This window comes from Streptomyces sp. NPDC044984 (assembly GCF_040646935.1).
GTDB lineage: Bacteria > Actinomycetota > Actinomycetes > Streptomycetales > Streptomycetaceae > Streptomyces.
In genome coordinates this window covers 79,661-99,467 of record NZ_JBEZBE010000028.1, presented here as the reverse complement: position 1 = coordinate 99,467, position 19,807 = coordinate 79,661, and the positions used below count along the sequence as shown (strand labels likewise).

Below are 19,807 nucleotides of genomic sequence, written 5' to 3'. Positions count from 1 at the left end.
GGTCACCAGCCCATGAGCGGTGGAGTCGTCTCCGGCGGCGGCTCCACCCAGGGGCGGGCCGTCAGCGCCCACACCACGAACGCCACGCTCCCCGCCAGCAACAGCAGCCACATCACGCGGCGGGCGAGCGTCCTGCGGCGCAGGATGCGGGCCCCGCGGCGCGCCGCCTCCGCGTGCAGCCCGGGCGGCACGGGCGGCGGCGACTGCTCCAGCATCCGCCGCACGGTCGCCTCACGCCTCATCCGGGTCACGACGGCACCGCCTCGACGCCGCCCGCCGCGGGGGCCGGCCCCGGGGGCGGGCGCAGTACGGCGGCCATCGCGCGGTGGAAGACGGTCCGCACGCGCTCCGCGGACAGGCCGAGCAGGGCCGCCGTCTGTTCCTCGGCGATCCCCTCGTACAGCCGCAGTACCAGAATCAGGCGTTCCTGCGGGGAGAGCCGGGCCAGCGGGCCCGCCGGGCGGGCACGGGAGGGGAGCAGTCCGCCGCGGCGGTGCCAGGCGTCGTTCGCGAAGCGGGTCGCCAGGTACCGGCGGGTGTGGGCGTAGGGGTCCCCGCCGCGCAGCCGGTGCCAGGCCGCGTACGTGCGGGCCAGCGCCAGGGTCAGCAGGCGTCGCGCGTGCGGGTTGTCGTCCGGGGCCTCGGCGGTGAGCAGGGTCGCGGTGTGCAGCAGCCGGGTGCCGGCGCCCGCTACGTACGCCTCGAACTCGCGGGCGCGGAGGTCGTCCTGGGACGTGTGCCGTGGGTGCAACCGTGCCTCCCGTCGCCGGTGGGAGCCCTCGGTTCTCATATCAGGGCAGGGTGTACCCCTCGGTCAAGGGACGTGCGCGCGTGACGCTCCGGTTTTTCGCCCCCGCCGCCCCTTCCCGTCCCGACCCGGCGCTCCGCCCCGGACCTCGCTCCTCAAACCGCCGGAGGGGCTGGAAGTCAGCCCGTCCGGCGTTTGAGGACGAGGCCGTTCAGGCCGAAGGGGGTCTGGGGCGCAGCCCCCAGAGATCAGGAGTCCACCCGGTCAGAGGTGGACATCCGAGCCGACAGCGCGCCGTTGAAGCGCGTCAGGAGCGTGCAGAACGCCTCACGCTCCTCCGCGTCCCAGTCCTGGGTCAGCTCGGCCATCAACTGGCGGCGGGAGGAGCGCACTTCCTCCAGGCGCGACTGCCCGCGCGGGGACAGCTGGAGCACGACCGCGCGCCCGTCCTCGGGGTGCGAGGTCCGTTTGACCAGGCCGGTGTCCACGAGCGGGGCGACCTGCCGGGTGACCGTCGAGGAGTCGATGCCCATGCTCGAGGCGAGCGCCTTGACGCCCATCGGGCCTTCCTTGTCGAGGCGGTTGAGCAGCAGGTACGCGGCGCGGTCCATCGAGTTGCGCACCTGGCCGACCCCGCCCAGACGCGTCTGTTCGGCACGGCGGGCGAACAACGCCACCTCGTGCTGCAGCGTGTCGAGAAGACCGGTGTCACCGACGGCCGTCAGGTCCGTCCTCATGTCCATCGACATATCAGGTGGTGTGGGCATGGCCGGGGGCTCACTTCGTGGAGGGCTGCTAATTGGGGGACAGGGTACGCGGCCGGACGACGGCCCGTACCGGCGCTGCGCAAAGCCGAGTCCGCGGGTTGGTCACACCGGCCGCCGCCGGCGGCGAACTGCGATCCTGGAGCCATGAGCTACAGCACGGCCGAACACCTGCGGACCGTCACCCTCGACGACGTGCGCGGTGCCCGGAAGATGCTCTCGGGCGTGGTACGGACGACCGCGCTGGAGGGCAGCAGGCACCTGTCCCGGCGGGTGGGCGCGCCGGTGCACCTGAAGTGCGAGAACCTGCAGCGGACGGGGTCGTTCAAGCTGCGCGGCGCGTACGTCCGGATCGCCGGGCTGCTGCCCGAGGAGCGGGCCGCCGGTGTCGTCGCGGCGAGCGCCGGCAACCACGCGCAGGGTGTCGCGCTGGCGTCCTCGCTGCTCGGGGTGCGGTCCACGGTGTTCATGCCGAAGGGCGCCCCGCTGCCGAAGATCAGCGCGACCCGGGAGTACGGCGCCGAGGTGCGCCTGCAGGGCCAGGTGGTCGACGAGACGCTGGCCGCGGCGACGGAGTACGCGCGCGAGACGGGCGCCGTGTTCATCCACCCCTTCGACCACCCGGACGTCATCGCGGGCCAGGGCACGGTGGGCCTGGAGATCCTGGACCAGTGCCCCGAGGTGCGCACGATCGTCGTCGGGGTCGGCGGGGGCGGGCTGGCCGCCGGGATCGCGGTCGCGGTGAAGGCGCTGCGGCCCGACGTGCGGATCGTCGGCGTGCAGGCGGAGGGCGCGGCGGCGTACCCGCCCTCGCTGGCGGCCGGGCGTCCGGTGTCGGTGCGCGACCCGGCGACGATGGCCGACGGGATCAAGGTGGGACGGCCCGGTGACGTGCCGTTCGGGATCGTCGGCGAGCTGGTGGACGAGGTGTGCACGGTCACCGAGGACGAGCTGTCGGCCGCGCTGCTGCTGTGCCTGGAGCGGGCCAAGCTGGTCGTCGAGCCGGCCGGGGCGAGCCCGGTCGCGGCGCTGCTGAGCCGGCCCGGCGCCTTCGAGGGGCCGGTCGTGGCGGTGCTGTCCGGCGGCAACGTGGACCCGGTGCTGATGGAGCGGGTGCTGCGGCACGGCATGGCCGCGCAGGGCCGCTACCTGGCCGTACGGCTGCGCCTGACGGACCGGCCGGGCGCGCTCGCGTCGCTTCTGGGGGCGTTGTCGGTGGCCGACGCCAACGTCCTCGACGTGAGCCACGTACGGACCGACCCCCGGCTCGGGCTCACGGAGGCGGAGGTCGAGCTGCACCTGGAGACCAAGGGCCCGGAGCACTGCGCGGAGGTCGAACGGGCCCTGCGCGAGGCGGGTTACACGGTCATGGACTGACGCCCGGCGCGGCGTCACCCCTCTGGGTGAGTCCATTGTGAAACGCGATACATCGCGTTATGGTGTATCCCTCGCCACCGGGTGCCGTCGCCCGTCCCGCCGCCCGCGCCCGGCGAAAACCTCAGCGCGCCGGAGTGCGCAAACCTAGGCTTTCCGAAGAATCACAACGACGTGGAGACTCATATGCCAGGCGCCATCCATGCCGAAGGCTTAGTGAAGACCTTCGGGAACGTCAGGGCGCTGGACGGCGTCGACCTCGATGTCCCCGAGGGCACCGTCCTGGGCCTGCTCGGGCCGAACGGAGCGGGCAAGACCACCACCGTCCGCTGCCTGACCACCCTGCTGCGGCCCGACAGCGGCAGGGCGGTCGTCGCCGGCCTCGACGTGCTGAAACAACCCGACGCCGTACGCCGCTCCATCGGCCTGTCCGGCCAGTTCGCCGCCGTCGACGAGTATCTGACCGGCCGCGAGAACCTGCAGATGGTCGGACAGCTCTACCAGATGAGGGCGAAGGCGGCGAAGGCCCGCGCGGACGAACTGCTGGAGCAGTTCAACCTCGCGGACGCCGCCGACCGCACCGCCAAGACCTACTCCGGAGGCATGCGCCGCCGGCTCGACCTCGCCGCCGCCCTGGTCGTCTCGCCGCCCGTGATGTTCATGGACGAGCCGACGACCGGCCTCGACCCGCGCAACCGCCAGCAGCTGTGGGAAGTGATCAAACAGCTGGTCTCCGGCGGTACGACGCTGCTGCTCACCACCCAGTACCTGGAGGAGGCCGACCACCTGGCCCACGACATCGCGGTCGTCGACCACGGCCGGGTCATCGCCCAGGGCACCTCCGACCAGCTCAAGGCCCGCACCGGCGGCGAGCGCGTCGAGGTCGTGGTGCACGAGCGCGAGCACATCCGGGCCGCCTCCGCCCTCCTCGACAAGTACCGCCTGCGCGGCGCCGGCCAGGGCGACACGACGGTCGAGGACCACATGCGCAAGATCACCACACCGGTCTCCGGCGGCGCGAAACTCCTCGCCGAGATCATCCGCGACCTCGACACCGAAGGCATCGAGATCGACGACATCGGTCTGCGCCGCCCCACCCTCGACGACGTCTTCCTCTCCCTCACCGGCCATGTCGCGGAGGCCGGGGCCGGGGACGAGGACAGCAAGGAGGCCGCGAAGTGAGCGCCGTCACCGACGCCGTCCGGGGCACGGCCCCCGGCAACCCCCTCGGCCGGTCGATCCGGGACTCCCTGGTCGTCGCCCGCAGGAATCTAATCCGTATGACCAGGATTCCTGAGATGCTCCTTTTTGGGGTCATTCAGCCTGTTATGTTCGTCGTCCTCTTCACGTACGTCTTCGGCGGCTCGATGAGCGTCGGCGGGACCACCGACCCGGACGTCTACAAGAACTTCCTGATGGCCGGGATCTTCGCGCAGACCGTCACCTTCGCCACGGCCGGCTCGGCCGCCGGTATCGCCGACGACATGCAGAAGGGGCTGGTGGACCGCTTCCGTTCGCTCCCGATGGCGCGGGGCGCGGTCCTGACCGGCCGGACCGTCGCGGACCTGGCACAAACGTGCATCACGATGCTCGTCCTCGCGATCGTCGCGCTGATCGTGGGCTGGCGACCTGGCTCGGCTGAGCCGACCGACGCGGGCAAGGTGCTGGGCGCCTTCGCACTGCTCCTCCTGGTTGGATACGCCTTCACCTGGATCGGTGCGCTGATCGGCCTGTCCGTGCGGACCCCGGAGGCGGCGACCTCGGGCGGCATCATCTGGCTGTTCCCGGTGACGTTCATCTCGAACGCCTTCGTGGACTCCAGCCAGATGACCCCCTGGCTCCGGCACATCGCCGAGTGGAATCCCTTCAGTGCGACCGTGCAGGCGTGTCGAGAGCTGTTCGGTAACCCAGGCGTCGTGCAGTCCGATGCATGGCCGATGCAGCACCCGGTCTGGGCGTCGCTGATCTGGTCCGTGCTGATCATCGCGGTCTTCCGCACGCTGGCAGTGCGCAAGTACCGCTCGGCGGCGGCATGACGAAGCCCCCGGCACCGCAGGGGTGCCGGGGGCCCGTCGGGGACTCGCGGGGGCGGGTCAGCCGGTGTACGGCTTCGCCTCCAGGATCTTCACCGAGGCCTTCTTGCCGTTCGGCAGCTCGTACTCCGCGTCCTCGCCGACCTTGTGGCCCATGACGCCCGAGCCGAGCGGGGACTGCGGCGAGTAGGTCTCGATCTCGGAGCTCGCGTACTCGCGCGAGGCGAGCAGGAAGGTCAGCGTGTCGTCCTCGTCGCCGTCGAAGGCGATGGTCACGACCATGCCGGGCGCCACGGCACCGTCGGCCGCCGGGGCCTCGCCGACCTTGGCGTTCTCGAGGAGCTGGGTGAGCTGGCGCACACGGAGCTCCTGCTTGCCCTGCTCCTCCTTGGCCGCGTGGTACCCGCCGTTCTCCCGCAGGTCGCCCTCCTCGCGCGCGGCGGCGATCTTGGCGGCGATCTCCGTGCGCGCGGGACCAGTAAGGTACGCAAGCTCGTCCTTGAGCTTGTTGTACGCCTCCTGGGTCAGCCAGGTGACGTTCTCGCTGGTCTGGGTCACAGGTGCTCCTCGTAGGTGCTGGGAATACAAAGCATCGCCCTCTCTGAAGGATGTTCCTCCAGGGATGGGCGAAACCACGAGCCTAACAATTGAGTGCCCGTAGGGGGAGGACATAAGCCACCGGACTCATGTCAGCGCAGGTCAGTGGCCGGGTATTCCCCGTGGTGTCAGTCCGTGTGGCAGCCGACGAGCTCGGCCGAGGTGCCCCGGGAGGTGGTGCGGAGCGTGACGACCTCGTCGACGCGCGTGGCGTCCTCGTCGAAGCGGAAGTCGGCGCGGCCCACCTCGGCGCCGTCCTCGGCCTGGGAGCGGACCGTGCAGTAGCCGGCGGTCCCCGCGTCCTTGTGCACCTCCAGGTGCACCTTCACCGAGTCCTCGGCGGTGTCGAAACCGATCACCTCGGCGCTGATCTCGTTCTGGACGACGTGGTGGTAGCCGAACCAGCCGATCAACGCGAGCGTCAGCACCGCCAGCACGGCGCCGACGGCCTTGAGGGTGCGGTCGGCCTGCTGGTCGGAGGAGCGGCCGTAACGGCCCTCGGGCAGCCGCGCGCTCGGCGTACTCATGATCGTCTCCTCGGCAGGAGGGAACCGTGTCCCCTGGCAGGCCCCGGAGTGTAAAACCCCGGAATTATTCGTCCCCCGATTCGGTCACTATAGAAGCCTGCTACTGCGCCGCCGCACTGAGGGCGCCGACCGACTTGAGGATTGAGTCTTGACTGACCAGCTGCGACTGATGGCCGTGCACGCCCACCCCGACGACGAGTCGAGCAAGGGCGCGGCCACCATGGCGAAGTACGTGTCCGAGGGGGTGGACGTGCTGGTGGTGACCTGCACGGGCGGGGAGCGCGGCTCCATCCTCAACCCGAAACTGCAGGGCGACGCCTACATCGAGGAGCACATCCACGAGGTGCGCAGGAAGGAGATGGACGAGGCCCGGGAGATCCTGGGCGTGAAGCAGGAGTGGCTCGGGTTCGTCGACTCCGGGCTGCCCGAGGGCGACCCGCTGCCGCCGCTGCCGGAGGGCTGCTTCGCCCTGGAGGACGTCGACAAGGCGGCCGGTGAGCTGGTGCGGAAGATCCGTTCCTTCCGTCCCCAGGTGATCACCACCTATGACGAGAACGGCGGCTACCCGCACCCCGACCACATCATGACCCACAAGATCACGATGGTGGCGTTCGAGGGCGCGGCGGACACCGAGAAGTACCCGGAGGGCGAGTACGGCCCGGCGTACCAGCCGCTGAAGGTGTACTACAACCAGGGCTTCAACCGCCCCCGCACCGAGGCGCTGCACCAGGCGATGCTGGACCGCGGCCTGGAGTCGCCGTACGGGGACTGGCTGAAGCGCTGGAGCGAGTTCGAGCGCAAGGAGCGCACGCTCACCACGTACGTGCCGTGCGCCGACTTCTTCGAGGTCCGTGACAAGGCGCTGATCGCGCACGCGACGCAGATCGACCCCGACGGGGGCTGGTTCCGGGTGCCGATGGACCTCCAGCGGGAGGTCTGGCCGACGGAGGAGTACGAGCTCGCGAAGTCGCTCGTCGATACGTCCCTCCCCGAGGACGACCTCTTCGCGGGCATCCGGGACAATGCCTGACATGAGCGCAAGCGCAAGCCTGGCAATGACCCACCTGGTGCCTCTGGCCAAGGAACTCGACGAGGACAAGGTGACCCCCGGTGTCCTCGGGTTCATCGTGTTCGCGGTGATGGCTCTGGCGGTGTGGGCCCTGATGAAGTCCATGAACCGGCACATGGGGCGCGTCGACTTCGTCGAGGCCGAGGAGCCCGGGGGCGAGAAGGCGGGGGCCGCGGAGAAGCGGGGCTGAGCCCAGCCCGGTACAGCCGCGGGCAGTCGTGCCGCTGGGGCGGCACGGTGGGCGCGACGGCACCCCGCAAGCGCCGGGCCGCGCAGACGCCCCCCGGTCGGCACCGACGCCGGATGCCGGCTGCGGGGTGGTTGTGCCCACCCGTTCCGCCCTGCGGAACGACTGCCCACAACCACCGGCCGGTGACCAGTGCGCCCTACGCCTTCTCGTTCACCGGTACGCCCATCACCTCCCGGGCGTGGCGGCCCGGGACCATGCCCAGGTGCCAGGCCTGCCAGCCGGCCTCCAGGCTGACGCCCCGCTCCAGGAGGAGCTGGTACGCCTCCACGCAGTCGGCCAGTTTTCCGTCGCGCGAGGCGTGGCCGGCCCGGCCCAGCCGGGACAGCTCCTCCTGCGCCACCGCCGTACCGACCTCCGTGCCGCCCGGCGCCGCGTACGGCAGCAGCGTGCAGCGCAGGAAGCGCGCCCAGTCCTCGCCGCGCCGGTCGCCGTACGACACGAACAGGGACACCGCCTCGTCGCACAGTGCCAGCGCCTGCTGGGTGCGCGCGTTGCCCGCGTCGACGACCGCCAGCTCCAGGCAGGTCCACGCCTCGCCGTGCGCCACCCCGATGCGCTGGAAGTCGGCGCGCGCGTCCACGAGGAGCTGCCGGGCGAACCCGGAGTTCCGCAGCGACCCCGTCCGGGCGGCCCGCTGGTCGCGGGTCACCCGCGCCGAATGGTGCCGGGCGCAGGCCAGGCCGTACACGTCCCGCATCCGGGAGAACATCGTGCGGGCGCGTTCCAGCTCCCGCACCGCCCGGTCCAGGTCGCCGGTCTCCTCCAGCGCCTGGCCCAGGTAGTACAGCGTCCACGCCTCACCGCGCACGTCCTCGTTGTCCCGGTGCCGGGCGGCGGCCCGGCGCAGGTCCTCCACCGCCGGTGAGGCGTCCCCGTCGACCAGCCGGGCCCGCGCCAGCTCGGTCAGCGCCCACGCCTCACCGCGGGCGTCGCGGGTACGGCCGTACAGCTCCAGGGCGGTGCGCAGCTCGGTCTCGGCGTGCGGGACGTCGCCCCTGCGCAGGTTCAGCTGGCCCAGCTGGAAGTGCGCCCACGCCTGCCCGTGCACGGACTCGCCCGCGCGGTGCAGCACCAGCGACTCGGTCAGCAGGTCCAGCGCCTCGGCCAGCCGGGCCCGGTCCCGCTCGACCGCCGCCAGCGCGTGCATCGTCCAGGCGCGGTCCGTGGCCAGCTCGGGCGCGGCCTGCAGATCCAGCGCCTCCCGCAGTCTCGCCGACGCCTCCGTCAGGTTGCCCTGGTGGTGCAGCGTGATCCCGAGCGAGGTCAGCGCCCGCGCCGCGCCCGCGTCGTGCTGCGACTCCCGGTAGAGGTCCACCACCGACGTCAGCGTGGTCCGCGCCGTGTCCAGCTCGCCCAGCTGCCGTGCCGCGATGCCCGTGCGCCACTGCACCGAGCGCACCAGCAGCCCCTCGTCCACGGCCTGCGCCAGCTCGTTGATCTCACCCAGCCGGTACAGGTCGCCGCGCAGCAGGCAGTAGTCGCACAGCGCGCCGAGCAGGTTCAGCACCGCCCGCCGGTCGACGCCCTCCGCGTGCCGCAGCGCCGCCGTGATGAAGCTCGACTCGTCGTCCAGCCAGCGCAGCGCCTCGTCCAGCGAGGTGAAGCCGTACGGGCCGAAGCGGTCCGAGCGGGTCGACATGTTGCCGTCGACCAGCCGCAGTACCGAGTCGGCCAGCTCGGCGTAGTTCACGATCAGCCGTTCCTGCGCCGCGGTGCGCTCGGCGGGGTCCTCCTCGTCGAGGAGGCGGGCGAGGGCGAAGGCGCGGACGAGGTCGTGCAGCCGGTAGCGGCTGTGCCGGACGCGGTCGATCAGGCCGGCGCGGTTCAGGGCGACCAGGTGCCGGGTCGCCTCCGCCTCGTCGGTGGCGAGGAGGGCCGCGGCCGCGGCGGCGCCCAGCGAGGCCCGGCCGGCCAGCGCCAGCCGCCGCAGCAGCCGCCGCAGGGTCTCCGGCTGGTCGGTGTAGCGCAGCCACAGGGCGCGCTCGACCGGCTCGACGGGCCCGTAGGCGGCCAGGTCGGTGGCGAGCGCGAGGGGCGAGCGCGGACCGAGGGCCGCGCCGGCGGCCCGCAGCGCCAGCGGCAGCCCTCCGCACAGCTCCCGCACCCGCTCGGTGGACTCGGCGTCGTAGGGCCCCGAGGAGTCCTGCGCGGCGGCCGCCAGCAGCTCCTCCGCGCCCGCGGGGTCCAGCGGCTCCACCGGCAGCTGGTACACCCGGGCCGGCAGGTCGTCCGGCAGCCCGAGCGGCGCGCGGGAGGTGACGAGGACGAGGCTGTCGGACCGTTCCGGGATCAGCGTGCGGACCTGCTGCGGGTCGGAGGCGTCGTCCAGGACGATCGTGACCGGCATCCCGGTCAGATGCTGGTGGTACAGCTCGCTCAGCCGCTTGAGCTGCTGGTCGGGGGAGGACCGCTCGCGGAACAGCAGCTGCTCGCGCGGGGCCCCGAGCCGGTTCAGCAGGTGCAGCAGCGCGTCCCGGGTGGACAGCGGGGGCTCTCCCGGGCCGTCGCCGCGCAGGTCGACGACGCAGGCCCCGCGGAAGTGGTCCTTCAGGTCGTGCGCGGCGCGCACCGCGAGCGTCGTACGGCCGCTGCCGGGCGCCCCGTGCAGCACGACCACCGTCGGCCGGGTCTCCGTGGTCGCGCGGGCCGCCCGCACCCACTGCCGGATCCGCGCCATCTCCTGCCGCCGCCCCGCGAACAACCCCAGCGGCTCCGGCAGTTGCCCGAACGACTGCTCCAGCACGCTCCGCCCGCGGGCCGCCGCGCTCTTGTCCGTGCCGCGCAGCCGGGGCCCCGCCTGCTGCGGCCCGGTGGACGCGGCCAGCACCCGCTGCTGGTCCAGGAACGGCCGGATCCCCCGCACCTCCAGCGCCGTCAGCCACTGCAGCCGCAGCTGTTCCGGCCCGCCCGGCTGGCTCACCGCACCGGCCCGGTGGTGCGCGGCGGGCACGTGCGCGCCCGCCACCTTCACCACCGTCGCCGCCGCGCCGACGACCCCGACGGCCACGCCCGCGCCCAGCGCCGTCCCGGTGCCCGTCCCCAGCGCCATGTCGGCGACCACGGCCGCGACCCCCGCCACGCCGGCCACCAGCAGCGGGGTCCCGGCGCCCTCGCGGGCGTAGCGCTGCCGGAAGGTGAGCTGCCCGGCCTCCGCCTCGTCCAGGGCGCGCGTGTACGCCTCGTACTCCTCGGCCGACGTCCGCACCATCGCGTCCAGTGCCCCGCGCGCCCGCGCGAGCAGCACCCTGCCGTCGGTGCGCCCGCCCGATCTGCGCACCTCCTCCTCCACGGCCCGCGCCAACAGCCGCTCGGCGTCCGCCCGTTGACTGTCCCGCATGACATGTCCCCCTCCGGCGGCGACTCCTTCGCCCACGAGTGTGCTCCGGACGGGGCGTCAGCGCGAGGGGGCGACGATCAACGGTTGCGGGCCGGTGACGAAGGAACGGTCGAGGGGCGGCCGGCGGCTCCCCGCCCGTCGTGCGGAGGCGGACGGCCGCCGCAGCGGATCCGCCCGCGGCGGCGGGGCGGACCGGGAGGACACGCGAGGCGCCGCCGGGTGCGCGAGGATGGGGGCATGGCGAACCGACTTGCGCAGGCCACGTCCCCCTATCTCCTCCAGCACGCCGACAACCCCGTCGACTGGTGGTCCTGGTCCGAGGAGGCCTTCGCCGAGGCGCGGCGGCGCGATGTGCCGGTGCTGCTGAGCGTCGGCTACTCGAGCTGCCACTGGTGCCATGTGATGGCGCACGAGTCCTTCGAGGACCAGGCCACCGCCGACGACATGAACGCGCACTTCGTCAGCATCAAGGTGGACCGCGAGGAGCGCCCGGACGTGGACGCCGTCTACATGGAGGCGGTGCAGGCGGCGACCGGGCAGGGCGGCTGGCCCATGACCGTGTTCCTCACCCCGGACGCCGAGCCGTTCTACTTCGGCACGTACTTCCCGCCCGCCCCCCGGCACGGCATGCCGTCCTTCCGGCAGGTGCTCCAGGGCGTCCACCAGGCGTGGGCCGAGCGGCGCGGCGAGGTCGACGAGGTGGCGGGGAAGATCACCCGGGACCTGGCGGGGCGGGAGCTGTCCTACGGCGACGACCGGCTGCCCGGCGAGCAGGAGCTCGCGCAGGCGCTGCTCGGGCTGACCCGCGAGTACGACCCGCAGCGCGGCGGGTTCGGCGGGGCGCCGAAGTTCCCGCCGTCCATGGTGATCGAGTTCCTGCTGCGCCACCACGCCCGCACCGGCGCCGAGGGCGCGCTGCAGATGGCGCAGGACACCTGTGAGCGCATGGCGCGCGGCGGGATCTACGACCAGCTCGGCGGCGGCTTCGCGCGCTACTCCGTCGACCGGGACTGGGTGGTGCCGCACTTCGAGAAGATGCTCTACGACAACGCGCTGCTGTGCCGGGCCTACGCCCACCTGTGGCGGACCACCGGCTCGGAGCTCGCCCGCCGGGTGGCGCTGGAGACCGCCGACTTCATGGTGCGCGAACTGCGCACGCCCGAGGGCGGGTTCGCGTCCGCGCTGGACGCCGACAGCGACGACGGGACGGGGCGCCATGTCGAGGGCGCGTACTACGTCTGGACGCCCGCGCAGCTGCGCGAGGTCCTCGGGGAGGAGGACGCGGAGCTCGCCGCGCGGTACTTCGGGGTGACCGTGGAGGGCACCTTCGAGGAGGGCGCCTCGGTGCTGCAACTCCCGCAGCGGGACGAGGTGTTCGACGCCGGGCGGATCGGCGGCATCAGGGAGCGGCTGCTCGCGGCGCGTTCCGCGCGGCCCGCGCCCGGCCGGGACGACAAGGTGGTCGCCGCCTGGAACGGGCTGGCGATCGCCGCGCTCGCGGAGACCGGCGCCTACTTCGGCCGGCCGGACCTGACGGAGGCCGCCGTCGCCGCCGGTGACCTGCTGGTCCGGCTGCACCTGGACGACCGGGCCCGGATCGCCCGCACCAGCAAGGACGGCCGGGTGGGCGCCAACGCGGGGGTGCTGGAGGACTACGCCGATGTCGCCGAGGGCTTCCTGGCGCTGGCGTCGGTGACGGGGGAGGGGGTGTGGCTGGAGTTCGCCGGACTGCTGCTCGACCATGTGCTCGCCCGCTTCGCCGACCCGGAGTCGGGCGCCCTGTACGACACGGCGTCCGACGCGGAGCGGCTCATCCGGCGGCCGCAGGACCCGACCGACAACGCCGCCCCGTCCGGCTGGACCGCCGCCGCGGGCGCCCTGCTGGGCTATGCCGCGCACACCGGTTCCGAGCCGCACCGCACCGCCGCCGAACGGGCGCTGGGCGTGGTGAAGGCGCTCGGCCCGCGGGTCCCGCGGTTCATCGGGTGGGGGCTCGCGGTCGCCGAGGCCGTACTGGACGGGCCGCGGGAGGTCGCGGTGGTCGGTCCGGCGCTCGACGACCCGGCCACGACCGCCCTGCACCGCACGGCGCTCCTGGGTTCCGCGCCCGGCGCGGTGGTCGCCGTCGGGGCGCCGGGGAGCGACGAGTTCCCGCTGCTCGCCGACCGCCCGCTGGTCCAGGGCGAACCGGCCGCCTACGTCTGCCGCAACTTCACCTGTGACGCGCCGACGACCGATGCCGACCGGCTGCGGGTGGCGCTGGGCGGCTGAACCGGCGGCCGTACCGGTACGCGGCTCCGCCGCACCCGGACGATGACCGCGACGGCCCGGCCTGTGCAGGACAAGAACGGTCCGACGGTGCGCCGAGCACTCCTGCGGGGGCGCGGGGCCGTACCGGTACGCGGCTCCGCCGCGCGGGCGCGACCAGCCATGCCGGGCCTGCGGTTTCCCGCGGCGGGCCCGCGGCTCTCCGCGGCGGGCCTGCGGTTTCCTGCGGCGGGCCTGCGGCTCTCCGCCGCGGGCCCGCGGTTCTCCGCGGCGTTACCGCGTCAGCCCCGCTCCGGCCGTGAGGCGACCGCCCGTTCCACGATCGCGACCAGCTGCTCGTGGTGCGCGCCCTTCCAGTACGCGCGGCCGCACTCCGCGCACTGCGCGAACACGTCGTACGTGCGGTGCGTCCCGCCCCGCAACTGGTCGGCGACCTCGTCCTTGGTGACCTGTCGCAGCAGCCCGTTGCAGGCGGTGCACCGGCTCCACGGCCGCAGCTCCGGCCGGAACCGGTCCAGTACGTACGTGAGTTGCTCCTCGGGCCGGGTGCTGTACACGAACGCCCCGGCCCACAGCTCCCGCCGCCGCAGCAGCCCCCGGTCCCGGCTGAGCATCACCCGCCGCTCCGCCGCCGACCGCGCGGCCAGCGCCGGATCGCCGATGTCCGTCGACTCGTACGCCGTGTCCACGCCCAGCAGCCGCAGCCGGCGCGCCAGCGTGCCGAGGTGCACGTCGAGCAGGAAGCGCAGGGGAGCGCCCGGCACCCGCTGGGGGTGTTCGACGGCCCGCACCGTCACCGACTCGCCCGCGGCCGGCACGTGGCCGGCCGGCACCTCGCGGCCGTCCACGAGCAGCGCGCCGACCTCGGTCAGCGGGACTCCGAGGGACTCGACGACGTGGCCGAGGCTGGAGACACCGTCGGTGGCGGCCCTCGTGGTGCCGGTGGGCCGCGCCCGGGGCACGAAGAGCAGCAGTTCGGGGTCGAACGCGACGTGGATCTCGGGACCGTTCACCCGGTCAGGATGCCATGGCGCGGGGGTGCGGCCTCAGGTTTTCCCGGCGGCGGACAGACCGTTCTCGAGGACGTCCAGGGCGCGGTCGACCAGGTCGGCCAGGTCGTCGCGGTGGCCGTGCTCGGCCCAGTACCGGGAGGTCTCCATCAGGCCGCCGACCAGCGACATCGACAGGACCCGGATCTCCAGGCCGTCGGGGTCGAGGCCGGTGCGCCCGGCGATGGCCCGGGCGAGCATGCGGCCGATGACCGACATGCTCTCCAGCATCCGCGAGCGCACCGCGGGGACCTCGGCCATCAGCTGCGTCCGCAGCAAAGTCACCTCGCGCTCCTCGCCGGCCCCGAGCGCGACGGCCTTGCGCATGACGTGCCGCAGGGAGACCGCCCACGGCTCGTCGGCGGGCCGGGCCGAGAACTCCTCCATGACGACCGCGTCGTACTCGTCCGTGAGGACGATGTCCTCCTTGGCCGGGAAGTAGCGGAAGACGGTCGACGGCGACACCTCGGCGCGGTCGGCGATCTGCTCGATCGTCGTGGCGTCGTATCCCTGTTCCCGGATCAGCCCGTAGGCCGCGGTGCGGATCGCCTCGCGGGTCTTGATCTTCTTCCGTTCCCGCAGGCCCGGCTGCGGGCGGTCGGCGGGGGAGCGGGGGGAGCGTGCGGCCGTCATGCGGATCATTGTCGGACATCCGCCGGGGGCGGGGCCACGGCCGGTGCGGTGCCGGCGGGGGCGGGACGCACGTCGCTCGATTGAGTGACAGTAACAGTCAGGTGAAAGTGACTTTCAAATCGTGCTCCATGTCAATCGATGGATCGTGCGGCATTCCGGGCGTACGGAAACGGCCCCGGCTCGTCGAGCCGGGGCCGTTCGGGGAGTCCTGGGAGCCGTCACCCGTGCTGGTAGGCCACCAGGGAGATGCCGACGTAGTGGGCGATGAAGGCGGCCAGGGTGAGGGAGTGGAAGACCTCGTGGAAGCCGAACCAGCGCGGTGACGGGTTGGGCTTCTTGAGGCCGTAGATCACTCCGCCCGCGCTGTAGAGCAGCCCGCCGACGACCACCAGGACGAGCACGGCGACGCCGCCCGTGCGCATGAAGTCCGGCAGGAAGAAGACGGCCGCCCAGCCCATCGCGATGTAGCAGGGCGTGTAGAGCCAGCGCGGCGCGCCGACCCAGAAGACCCGGAAGACGATCCCGGCGGCCGCCGCCGCCCAGATGCCCCACAGCAGCCACCGCCCCTTGGAGTGCGGCAGCAGCAGGATGGTCAGCGGGGTGTAGGTGCCCGCGATGATCAGGAAGATGTTGGCGTGGTCGAGGCGGCGCAGCACCCCGTCCATGCGGGGGCTCCAGTCGCCCCGGTGGTAGAGCGCGCTCACGCCGAACAGCAGGCAGGCGGTCAGGGCGTAGACCGCGCAGGCGAGGCGTGCCCGGCTCGAGTCGGCGAAGGCGGTCAGCACCAGTCCGGCGACCAGGGCGGCGGGGAACATGCCCAGGTGCAGCCAGCCGCGGAGCTTGGGCTTGACCGGATGCGGGAGGGAAGTCGCCACCGGACCGCGGCCGTCGGCCGGCGGGTCCGTGGGCGCGTCGGGGGCGAACGCAGTCATGTCTCGCATCGTACCTACGGAACCGTAAGTTATGCCTGGTGGTGACCGATCGGTCCGTCGCGTGGCCATCATCTCACGCCGTTCCGCCGAGATGTCACGCAAAGAAATCGTCAGCTGTACCCAACGTGCGCGTAAAAGCCCACGAAAAACCGTGGCCAGTGTCACGTTGCTCACCTGTGCGGCCCTCTGGACAGATGGGCGCTCTCGTCGGATGATCAAATGAGTGCGGTCGACACCGGATGAGCGCGCAGCGCACCACCGTGCAGCATCCGGGTCGCAGCCCCCACGGGGCCTCCCAAACAAAAACCCTCATTTAGGAGCAATCGTGGCGCGCGACATCGCGGCTCCCAGCGTCCCCACCACCCACCAGGGACTGATCTCCTGGGTCAACGAGATCGCAGACCTGACGCAGCCGGACCGGGTGGTCTGGTGCGACGGCTCGGAGGCTGAGTACGAACGCCTGTGCGAGGAGCTCGTCGCCAAGGGCACCTTCCGCAAACTCGACCCGATCAAGCGCCCCAACTCCTACTACGCGGCCTCCGACCCCACCGACGTCGCCCGCGTCGAGGACCGGACCTTCATCTGCTCCGAGAAGGAGGAGGACGCCGGCCCGACCAACCACTGGAAGGCCCCCGCCGAGATGCGGGAGGTCTTCCAGGGCGAGCAGGGCGTCTTCCGCGGCTCGATGAAGGGCCGCACCATGTACGTCGTGCCCTTCTGCATGGGCCCCCTCGGCTCGCCGCTGTCCGCCATCGGCGTCGAGATCACCGACTCCGCGTACGTCGCCGTCTCCATGCGCACCATGACCCGGATGGGCCGCCCGGTCCTGGACGAGCTCGGCTCCGACGGCTTCTTCGTCAAGGCCGTGCACTCGGTCGGCGCCCCGCTGGAGCCCGGCCAGGAGGACGTCCCCTGGCCCTGCAACAGCACCAAGTACATCTCCCACTTCCCCGAGGACCGCGAGATCTGGTCCTACGGCTCCGGCTACGGCGGCAACGCCCTGCTCGGCAAGAAGTGCTACGCCCTGCGCATCGCCTCCGTCATGGCCCGCGACGAGGGCTGGCTGGCCGAGCACATGCTCATCCTCAAGCTCACCCCGCCCACCGGTGAGTCGAAGTACGTCGCCGCCGCCTTCCCGTCCGCCTGCGGCAAGACCAACCTCGCCATGCTGGAGCCCACGATCTCCGGCTGGACGGTCGAGACGATCGGCGACGACATCGCCTGGATGCGCTTCGGCGAGGACGGCCGCCTGTACGCCATCAACCCCGAGGCCGGCTTCTTCGGCGTCGCCCCCGGCACCGGCGAGCACACCAACGCCAACGCCATGAAGACCCTCTGGGGCAACTCCGTCTTCACCAACGTCGCCCTCACCGACGACAACGACGTGTGGTGGGAGGGCATGACCGAGGAGACCCCGGCCCACCTCACGGACTGGAAGGGCAACGACTGGACCCCCGAGTCCGGCACGCCCGCCGCCCACCCCAACGCCCGCTTCACCACCCCCGCCGCGCAGTGCCCGATCATCGCGCCGGAGTGGGAGGACCCCAAGGGCGTGCCGATCTCGGCGATCCTCTTCGGCGGGCGCCGCGCCAGCGCCGTACCGCTGGTGACGGAGTCCTTCGACTGGAACCACGGCGTCTTCCTCGGCGCCAACGTGGCCTCCGAGAAGACCGCCGCCGCCGAGGGCAAGGTCGGCGAGCTGCGCCGCGACCCGTTCGCCATGCTGCCGTTCTGCGGCTACAACATGGGCGACTACATGGCCCACTGGATCGACGTGGCCAAGGACAAGGACCAGTCGAAGCTGCCGAGGATCTACTACGTCAACTGGTTCCGCAAGGACGACGGGGGCCGGTTCGTCTGGCCCGGCTTCGGTGAGAACTCCCGCGTCCTGAAGTGGATCGTGGAGCGCCTGGAGGGCAAGGCGGAGGGCGTCGAGACCCCGATCGGCGTGCTGCCGGCCAAGGGCGCGCTGGACACCGAGGGACTGGACCTCTCCGAGGCCGACCTGGACTTCCTGCTCACCGTCGACAAGGACGTGTGGCGCGAGGAGGCCGCCCTGGTCCCCGAGCACCTCAACACCTTTGGCGACCACACGCCCAAGGAACTGTGGGACCAGTACCACGCGCTGGTGAAGCGCCTGGGCTGAGGCCCGCACAGACTCCGCGGCCGGTCGCTACTCGGTTTGAGGATGCCCTGACCAGCGATCGTCACGCCACGACCGGCCGCGGAACACACCGGCGGGGCCCCGCACAACGGCGTGCGGGGTTCGGGCCTGCCGCCACGCGCCGTCCCCGTCCGCCCCGACGGGCACGGCGGCGGCAGGCCCGAACCCGCCTTCCGGTGACGGCGGCACCCGCGCGGCGGCAGCGGCGGCCGACGGCGGCAGCGACGGGGCAGCGGCGGCAGCGACGGCGCGGCGCGGAACCCCGGACCGTCACCGGTCCCGGCCACCGCCGGTACCCGGGCCCTCCACCAGGTTCCACGCGACGGCGCCGACGTCGGGTTCCGCGGCGGAGATCTCGTACGTCACCTCGCCGCGCGGCCGCTCGACGGTCACCAACTCGCCGCTCGTGTTGCAGGGCCGCCGGTGCGTGGTGGTCGCCCCGTCGACGGTGAGCCGCACCGTGAACTCCTTGCCGCGCCCGGAGCAGGAGACCGACAGGAAGTAGTCGGTCCCGGCGTCGAGCGCGGAGGCGCCGCCGCGGATCCGTCCGGGGAGGTCGCCCGCGCCCTCGTCCGCGGGGTCGTCCGGCTCACGGTCCACGTTCACGTCCGTGGGGAGGCGGTTCAGCGCCGTCTGCCGGTAGAGGTTCAGCGGTGAGGTGCCCTCCAGCAGCCGCCGGACGTCGTCCAGGGTCCTGGGGTTGTACGTCTCGCCGACGGCGAACCGGGCGACCGAGTCCTTGGGCATGCCCCGCAGGGAGCGGTAGTACGCGTCGCGGCCGACGGCGCGGCCCTCCAGTTCTCCCCGGCCGAAGGTCCCGGCGTCGTAGGGCAGAACCGCGTCGTCACCGATCAGTTCCACCCCCTTCGTCAGCCGGGTGAGCCCGACGACGTACGTGTGGCCGGGCTCCAGGCGCGGCGCTCCCTCGCGTGCGGCCTCCTCCCGGCCGCCCCAGAGGGTGGAGTACCAGCCGTGCGCCCGCAGGGTGATCTCCCCGGACAGCCGGGGCGCCCCCGGCCTCGACCAGACGACCTCGGTCACGGCCGCCGTGACCGTCCGGGGAACGTAGTCACCGTCCTTCGGATCCGGGTCGCCCGCCGTCTCCCGCGTCACGCGGATGACGGCGGCGTGGTCACCGTGGGCGACCCACTCCTCCGCGGCGGCCGAGCCGCGGAGCGGGTCCCACGAGGCCCGGGGCAGCACCCGGCGGCCGTCGCCGCCCGCGACCGCCACCGCGGAGCCGCCGGCCGCCAGCAGGGCCGCCCCGGCGGCGATCCCGATCCTCAGCCGTCTCCTCGCCACCACTGCGCTCCCGCCTCGTGCCCTGGGTCCCGTCGGTCATCAAGGGGTGACGGTTCGGACGGTCGTTCGGTTGCGCGGGTGTGCGGTTGCGCGAGTGCGCAGGTGCACGGGTGCACGGGTGCCGGGTGTCCAAGTGTCCGGCCGGACGTCACGGCCTGCCGAGTCCGCCCTCCCCGGCCGGCCCCCGGTCCTCCAGGTACCGCGTGTGCGACTCCTGCCGCCGCGCCTCCGTCTCCCGCAGGGCCTGCGCCAGCCGCTCCGCCTCCGCGTGCAGCAGCTCCAGCTGACGCACCAGATGCTGCTCCGGAGGCATCTGCCCGGGCGTCAGCCGCGTCCACCAGCGGGTGCGGACGTAGGCGTCGACGGCCTCCGGCACGTCCTGCCGCACGGCTCGCGACAGCGTGTGGACGGCCTCCGGGTCCTGGGCGATGATCTCGGCCACCCACCCGGGATCCAGCAACGCGGCCAGCAGCTCCGTCAGTCCGGTGAGCCGGTCCCGCGCGGTGGGCGGCAGATCGACGTCCGCGAGGTAGTCCCGCAGCCGTTCGAAGTCCGCCCGCACCTCGTCCAGCTGCGCGGACGGGTCGGGGAACCCGGGCGGCGCGGGCCGCTCGGGCGGGGCGATCAGCGCCCCGGCCCCGTACAGCCCCACCACCACGACCGGCCAGTACGGACCCGCCACGCCCGTGAACGTCAGCACCAGCCCCGCCAGCCCGCCCACGCCCCCGGTCAGGTTCTTGCGGGACTCCAGGTACGCCAT

Annotated in this window: 18 protein-coding genes; 7 read left to right on the top strand and 11 right to left on the bottom strand. The window is 72.7% G+C overall.

Features of this window, described 5'->3' with window-relative positions; all coding sequences use genetic code 11:
* Nucleotides 1-2: 2 nt before the first annotated feature.
* The 3 genes from AB0A94_RS27580 to AB0A94_RS27570 form a co-directional block, all read right to left on the bottom strand.
* Nucleotides 3-251 (bottom strand): hypothetical protein, encoded by a 249-nt coding sequence (locus AB0A94_RS27580; RefSeq protein WP_361748584.1) that lies wholly within the window; start codon nucleotides 249-251, stop codon nucleotides 3-5.
* Nucleotides 248-751: a sigma factor-like helix-turn-helix DNA-binding protein gene (locus AB0A94_RS27575; RefSeq protein ID WP_361748583.1), complete on the bottom strand. Its 504-nt coding sequence runs from the start codon at nucleotides 749-751 to the stop codon at nucleotides 248-250. Before AB0A94_RS27575 ends, AB0A94_RS27580 begins: the two co-directional genes overlap by 4 nt.
* A 245-nt stretch (nucleotides 752-996) precedes the next feature.
* Nucleotides 997-1,485, bottom strand: coding sequence for a MarR family transcriptional regulator (locus AB0A94_RS27570; RefSeq protein WP_361748582.1), 489 nt, complete (start codon nucleotides 1,483-1,485; stop codon nucleotides 997-999).
* 174 nt (nucleotides 1,486-1,659) lie between these two features.
* On the opposite strand from AB0A94_RS27570, the gene ilvA reads away from it, so the two are divergent.
* From ilvA to AB0A94_RS27555, 3 genes are all read left to right on the top strand, one after another.
* The gene (gene ilvA / locus AB0A94_RS27565; RefSeq protein ID WP_361748581.1) at nucleotides 1,660-2,889 is read left to right on the top strand and encodes a threonine ammonia-lyase; all 1,230 of its coding nucleotides are present in this window, start codon (nucleotides 1,660-1,662) and stop codon (nucleotides 2,887-2,889) included.
* A gap of 183 nt (nucleotides 2,890-3,072) precedes the next feature.
* Entirely contained in the window at nucleotides 3,073-4,068 is a 996-nt protein-coding gene (locus AB0A94_RS27560) for an ATP-binding cassette domain-containing protein (RefSeq protein WP_361748580.1), read from the top strand.
* Entirely contained in the window at nucleotides 4,065-4,922 is an 858-nt protein-coding gene (locus AB0A94_RS27555) for an ABC transporter permease (protein ID WP_361748579.1), read from the top strand. Before AB0A94_RS27560 ends, AB0A94_RS27555 begins: the two co-directional genes overlap by 4 nt.
* 57 nt (nucleotides 4,923-4,979) lie before the next feature.
* Here AB0A94_RS27555 and greA read toward each other — a convergent pair whose 3' ends face one another.
* Together greA and AB0A94_RS27545 are read right to left on the bottom strand one after the other, a co-directional pair.
* Nucleotides 4,980-5,477 carry a transcription elongation factor GreA gene (gene greA, locus AB0A94_RS27550; RefSeq protein ID WP_361748578.1) on the bottom strand — a complete coding sequence of 166 codons (498 nt, stop codon included), beginning with the start codon at nucleotides 5,475-5,477 and terminating at the stop codon, nucleotides 4,980-4,982.
* A 167-nt stretch (nucleotides 5,478-5,644) separates the two neighbouring features.
* Complete coding sequence (locus tag AB0A94_RS27545; RefSeq protein WP_361748577.1) at nucleotides 5,645-6,043, bottom strand: DUF4307 domain-containing protein; 399 nt, start codon at nucleotides 6,041-6,043, stop codon at nucleotides 5,645-5,647.
* Between the two features lie 148 nt (nucleotides 6,044-6,191).
* On the opposite strand from AB0A94_RS27545, the gene mca reads away from it, so the two are divergent.
* Nucleotides 6,192-7,073 carry a mycothiol conjugate amidase Mca gene (mca, locus tag AB0A94_RS27540; RefSeq protein ID WP_361748576.1) on the top strand — a complete coding sequence of 294 codons (882 nt, stop codon included), beginning with the start codon at nucleotides 6,192-6,194 and terminating at the stop codon, nucleotides 7,071-7,073.
* Nucleotides 7,066-7,302, top strand: coding sequence for a hypothetical protein (locus AB0A94_RS27535; protein ID WP_361748575.1), 237 nt, complete (start codon nucleotides 7,066-7,068; stop codon nucleotides 7,300-7,302). Before mca ends, AB0A94_RS27535 begins: the two co-directional genes overlap by 8 nt.
* 196 nt (nucleotides 7,303-7,498) lie before the next feature.
* Here AB0A94_RS27535 and AB0A94_RS27530 read toward each other — a convergent pair whose 3' ends face one another.
* Complete coding sequence (locus tag AB0A94_RS27530) at nucleotides 7,499-10,699, bottom strand: tetratricopeptide repeat protein (protein WP_361748574.1); 3,201 nt, start codon at nucleotides 10,697-10,699, stop codon at nucleotides 7,499-7,501.
* Nucleotides 10,700-10,936: 237 nt separating this feature from the next.
* Here AB0A94_RS27530 and AB0A94_RS27525 point away from each other — a divergent pair, with 237 nt between their 5' ends.
* Entirely contained in the window at nucleotides 10,937-12,970 is a 2,034-nt protein-coding gene (locus AB0A94_RS27525) for a thioredoxin domain-containing protein (protein ID WP_361748573.1), read from the top strand.
* Nucleotides 12,971-13,248: 278 nt separating this feature from the next.
* Here AB0A94_RS27525 and AB0A94_RS27520 read toward each other — a convergent pair whose 3' ends face one another.
* The 3 genes from AB0A94_RS27520 to AB0A94_RS27510 form a co-directional block, all read right to left on the bottom strand.
* A complete protein-coding gene (locus AB0A94_RS27520; protein ID WP_361748572.1) occupies nucleotides 13,249-13,980 on the bottom strand; it encodes a Mut7-C RNAse domain-containing protein in 732 nt (243 codons plus the stop codon).
* 33 nt (nucleotides 13,981-14,013) lie between these two features.
* Nucleotides 14,014-14,658 (bottom strand): TetR family transcriptional regulator, encoded by a 645-nt coding sequence (locus AB0A94_RS27515; protein ID WP_361748571.1) that lies wholly within the window; start codon nucleotides 14,656-14,658, stop codon nucleotides 14,014-14,016.
* A gap of 209 nt (nucleotides 14,659-14,867) precedes the next feature.
* Nucleotides 14,868-15,581 (bottom strand): hemolysin III family protein, encoded by a 714-nt coding sequence (locus tag AB0A94_RS27510; protein WP_361748570.1) that lies wholly within the window; start codon nucleotides 15,579-15,581, stop codon nucleotides 14,868-14,870.
* Between the two features lie 325 nt (nucleotides 15,582-15,906).
* Here AB0A94_RS27510 and AB0A94_RS27505 point away from each other — a divergent pair, with 325 nt between their 5' ends.
* Nucleotides 15,907-17,727, top strand: coding sequence for a phosphoenolpyruvate carboxykinase (GTP) (locus tag AB0A94_RS27505; RefSeq protein ID WP_361748569.1), 1,821 nt, complete (start codon nucleotides 15,907-15,909; stop codon nucleotides 17,725-17,727).
* A gap of 288 nt (nucleotides 17,728-18,015) precedes the next feature.
* On the opposite strand, the gene AB0A94_RS27500 is transcribed toward AB0A94_RS27505, so the two are convergent.
* Entirely contained in the window at nucleotides 18,016-19,047 is a 1,032-nt protein-coding gene (locus AB0A94_RS27500) for a hypothetical protein (RefSeq protein ID WP_361748568.1), read from the bottom strand.
* A 148-nt stretch (nucleotides 19,048-19,195) separates the two neighbouring features.
* On the bottom strand, nucleotides 19,196-19,807 hold the full coding sequence (locus AB0A94_RS27495) for a hypothetical protein (protein WP_361748610.1): 612 nt from the start codon (nucleotides 19,805-19,807) through the stop codon (nucleotides 19,196-19,198).

Coding starts and splice junctions, on each gene's coding strand:
- AB0A94_RS27570 (WP_361748582.1), bottom strand. CDS start 1,485: ATGAGGACGGACCTGACGGCCGTCGGTGACACCGGTCTTCTCGACACG.
- ilvA (WP_361748581.1), top strand. CDS start 1,660: ATGAGCTACAGCACGGCCGAACACCTGCGGACCGTCACCCTCGACGAC.
- AB0A94_RS27560 (WP_361748580.1), top strand. CDS start 3,073: ATGCCAGGCGCCATCCATGCCGAAGGCTTAGTGAAGACCTTCGGGAAC.
- AB0A94_RS27545 (WP_361748577.1), bottom strand. CDS start 6,043: ATGAGTACGCCGAGCGCGCGGCTGCCCGAGGGCCGTTACGGCCGCTCC.
- AB0A94_RS27535 (WP_361748575.1), top strand. CDS start 7,066: ATGCCTGACATGAGCGCAAGCGCAAGCCTGGCAATGACCCACCTGGTG.
- AB0A94_RS27530 (WP_361748574.1), bottom strand. CDS start 10,699: ATGCGGGACAGTCAACGGGCGGACGCCGAGCGGCTGTTGGCGCGGGCC.
- AB0A94_RS27525 (WP_361748573.1), top strand. CDS start 10,937: ATGGCGAACCGACTTGCGCAGGCCACGTCCCCCTATCTCCTCCAGCAC.
- AB0A94_RS27515 (WP_361748571.1), bottom strand. CDS start 14,658: ATGATCCGCATGACGGCCGCACGCTCCCCCCGCTCCCCCGCCGACCGC.
- AB0A94_RS27510 (WP_361748570.1), bottom strand. CDS start 15,581: ATGACTGCGTTCGCCCCCGACGCGCCCACGGACCCGCCGGCCGACGGC.
- AB0A94_RS27495 (WP_361748610.1), bottom strand. CDS start 19,807: ATGGCGTACCTGGAGTCCCGCAAGAACCTGACCGGGGGCGTGGGCGGG.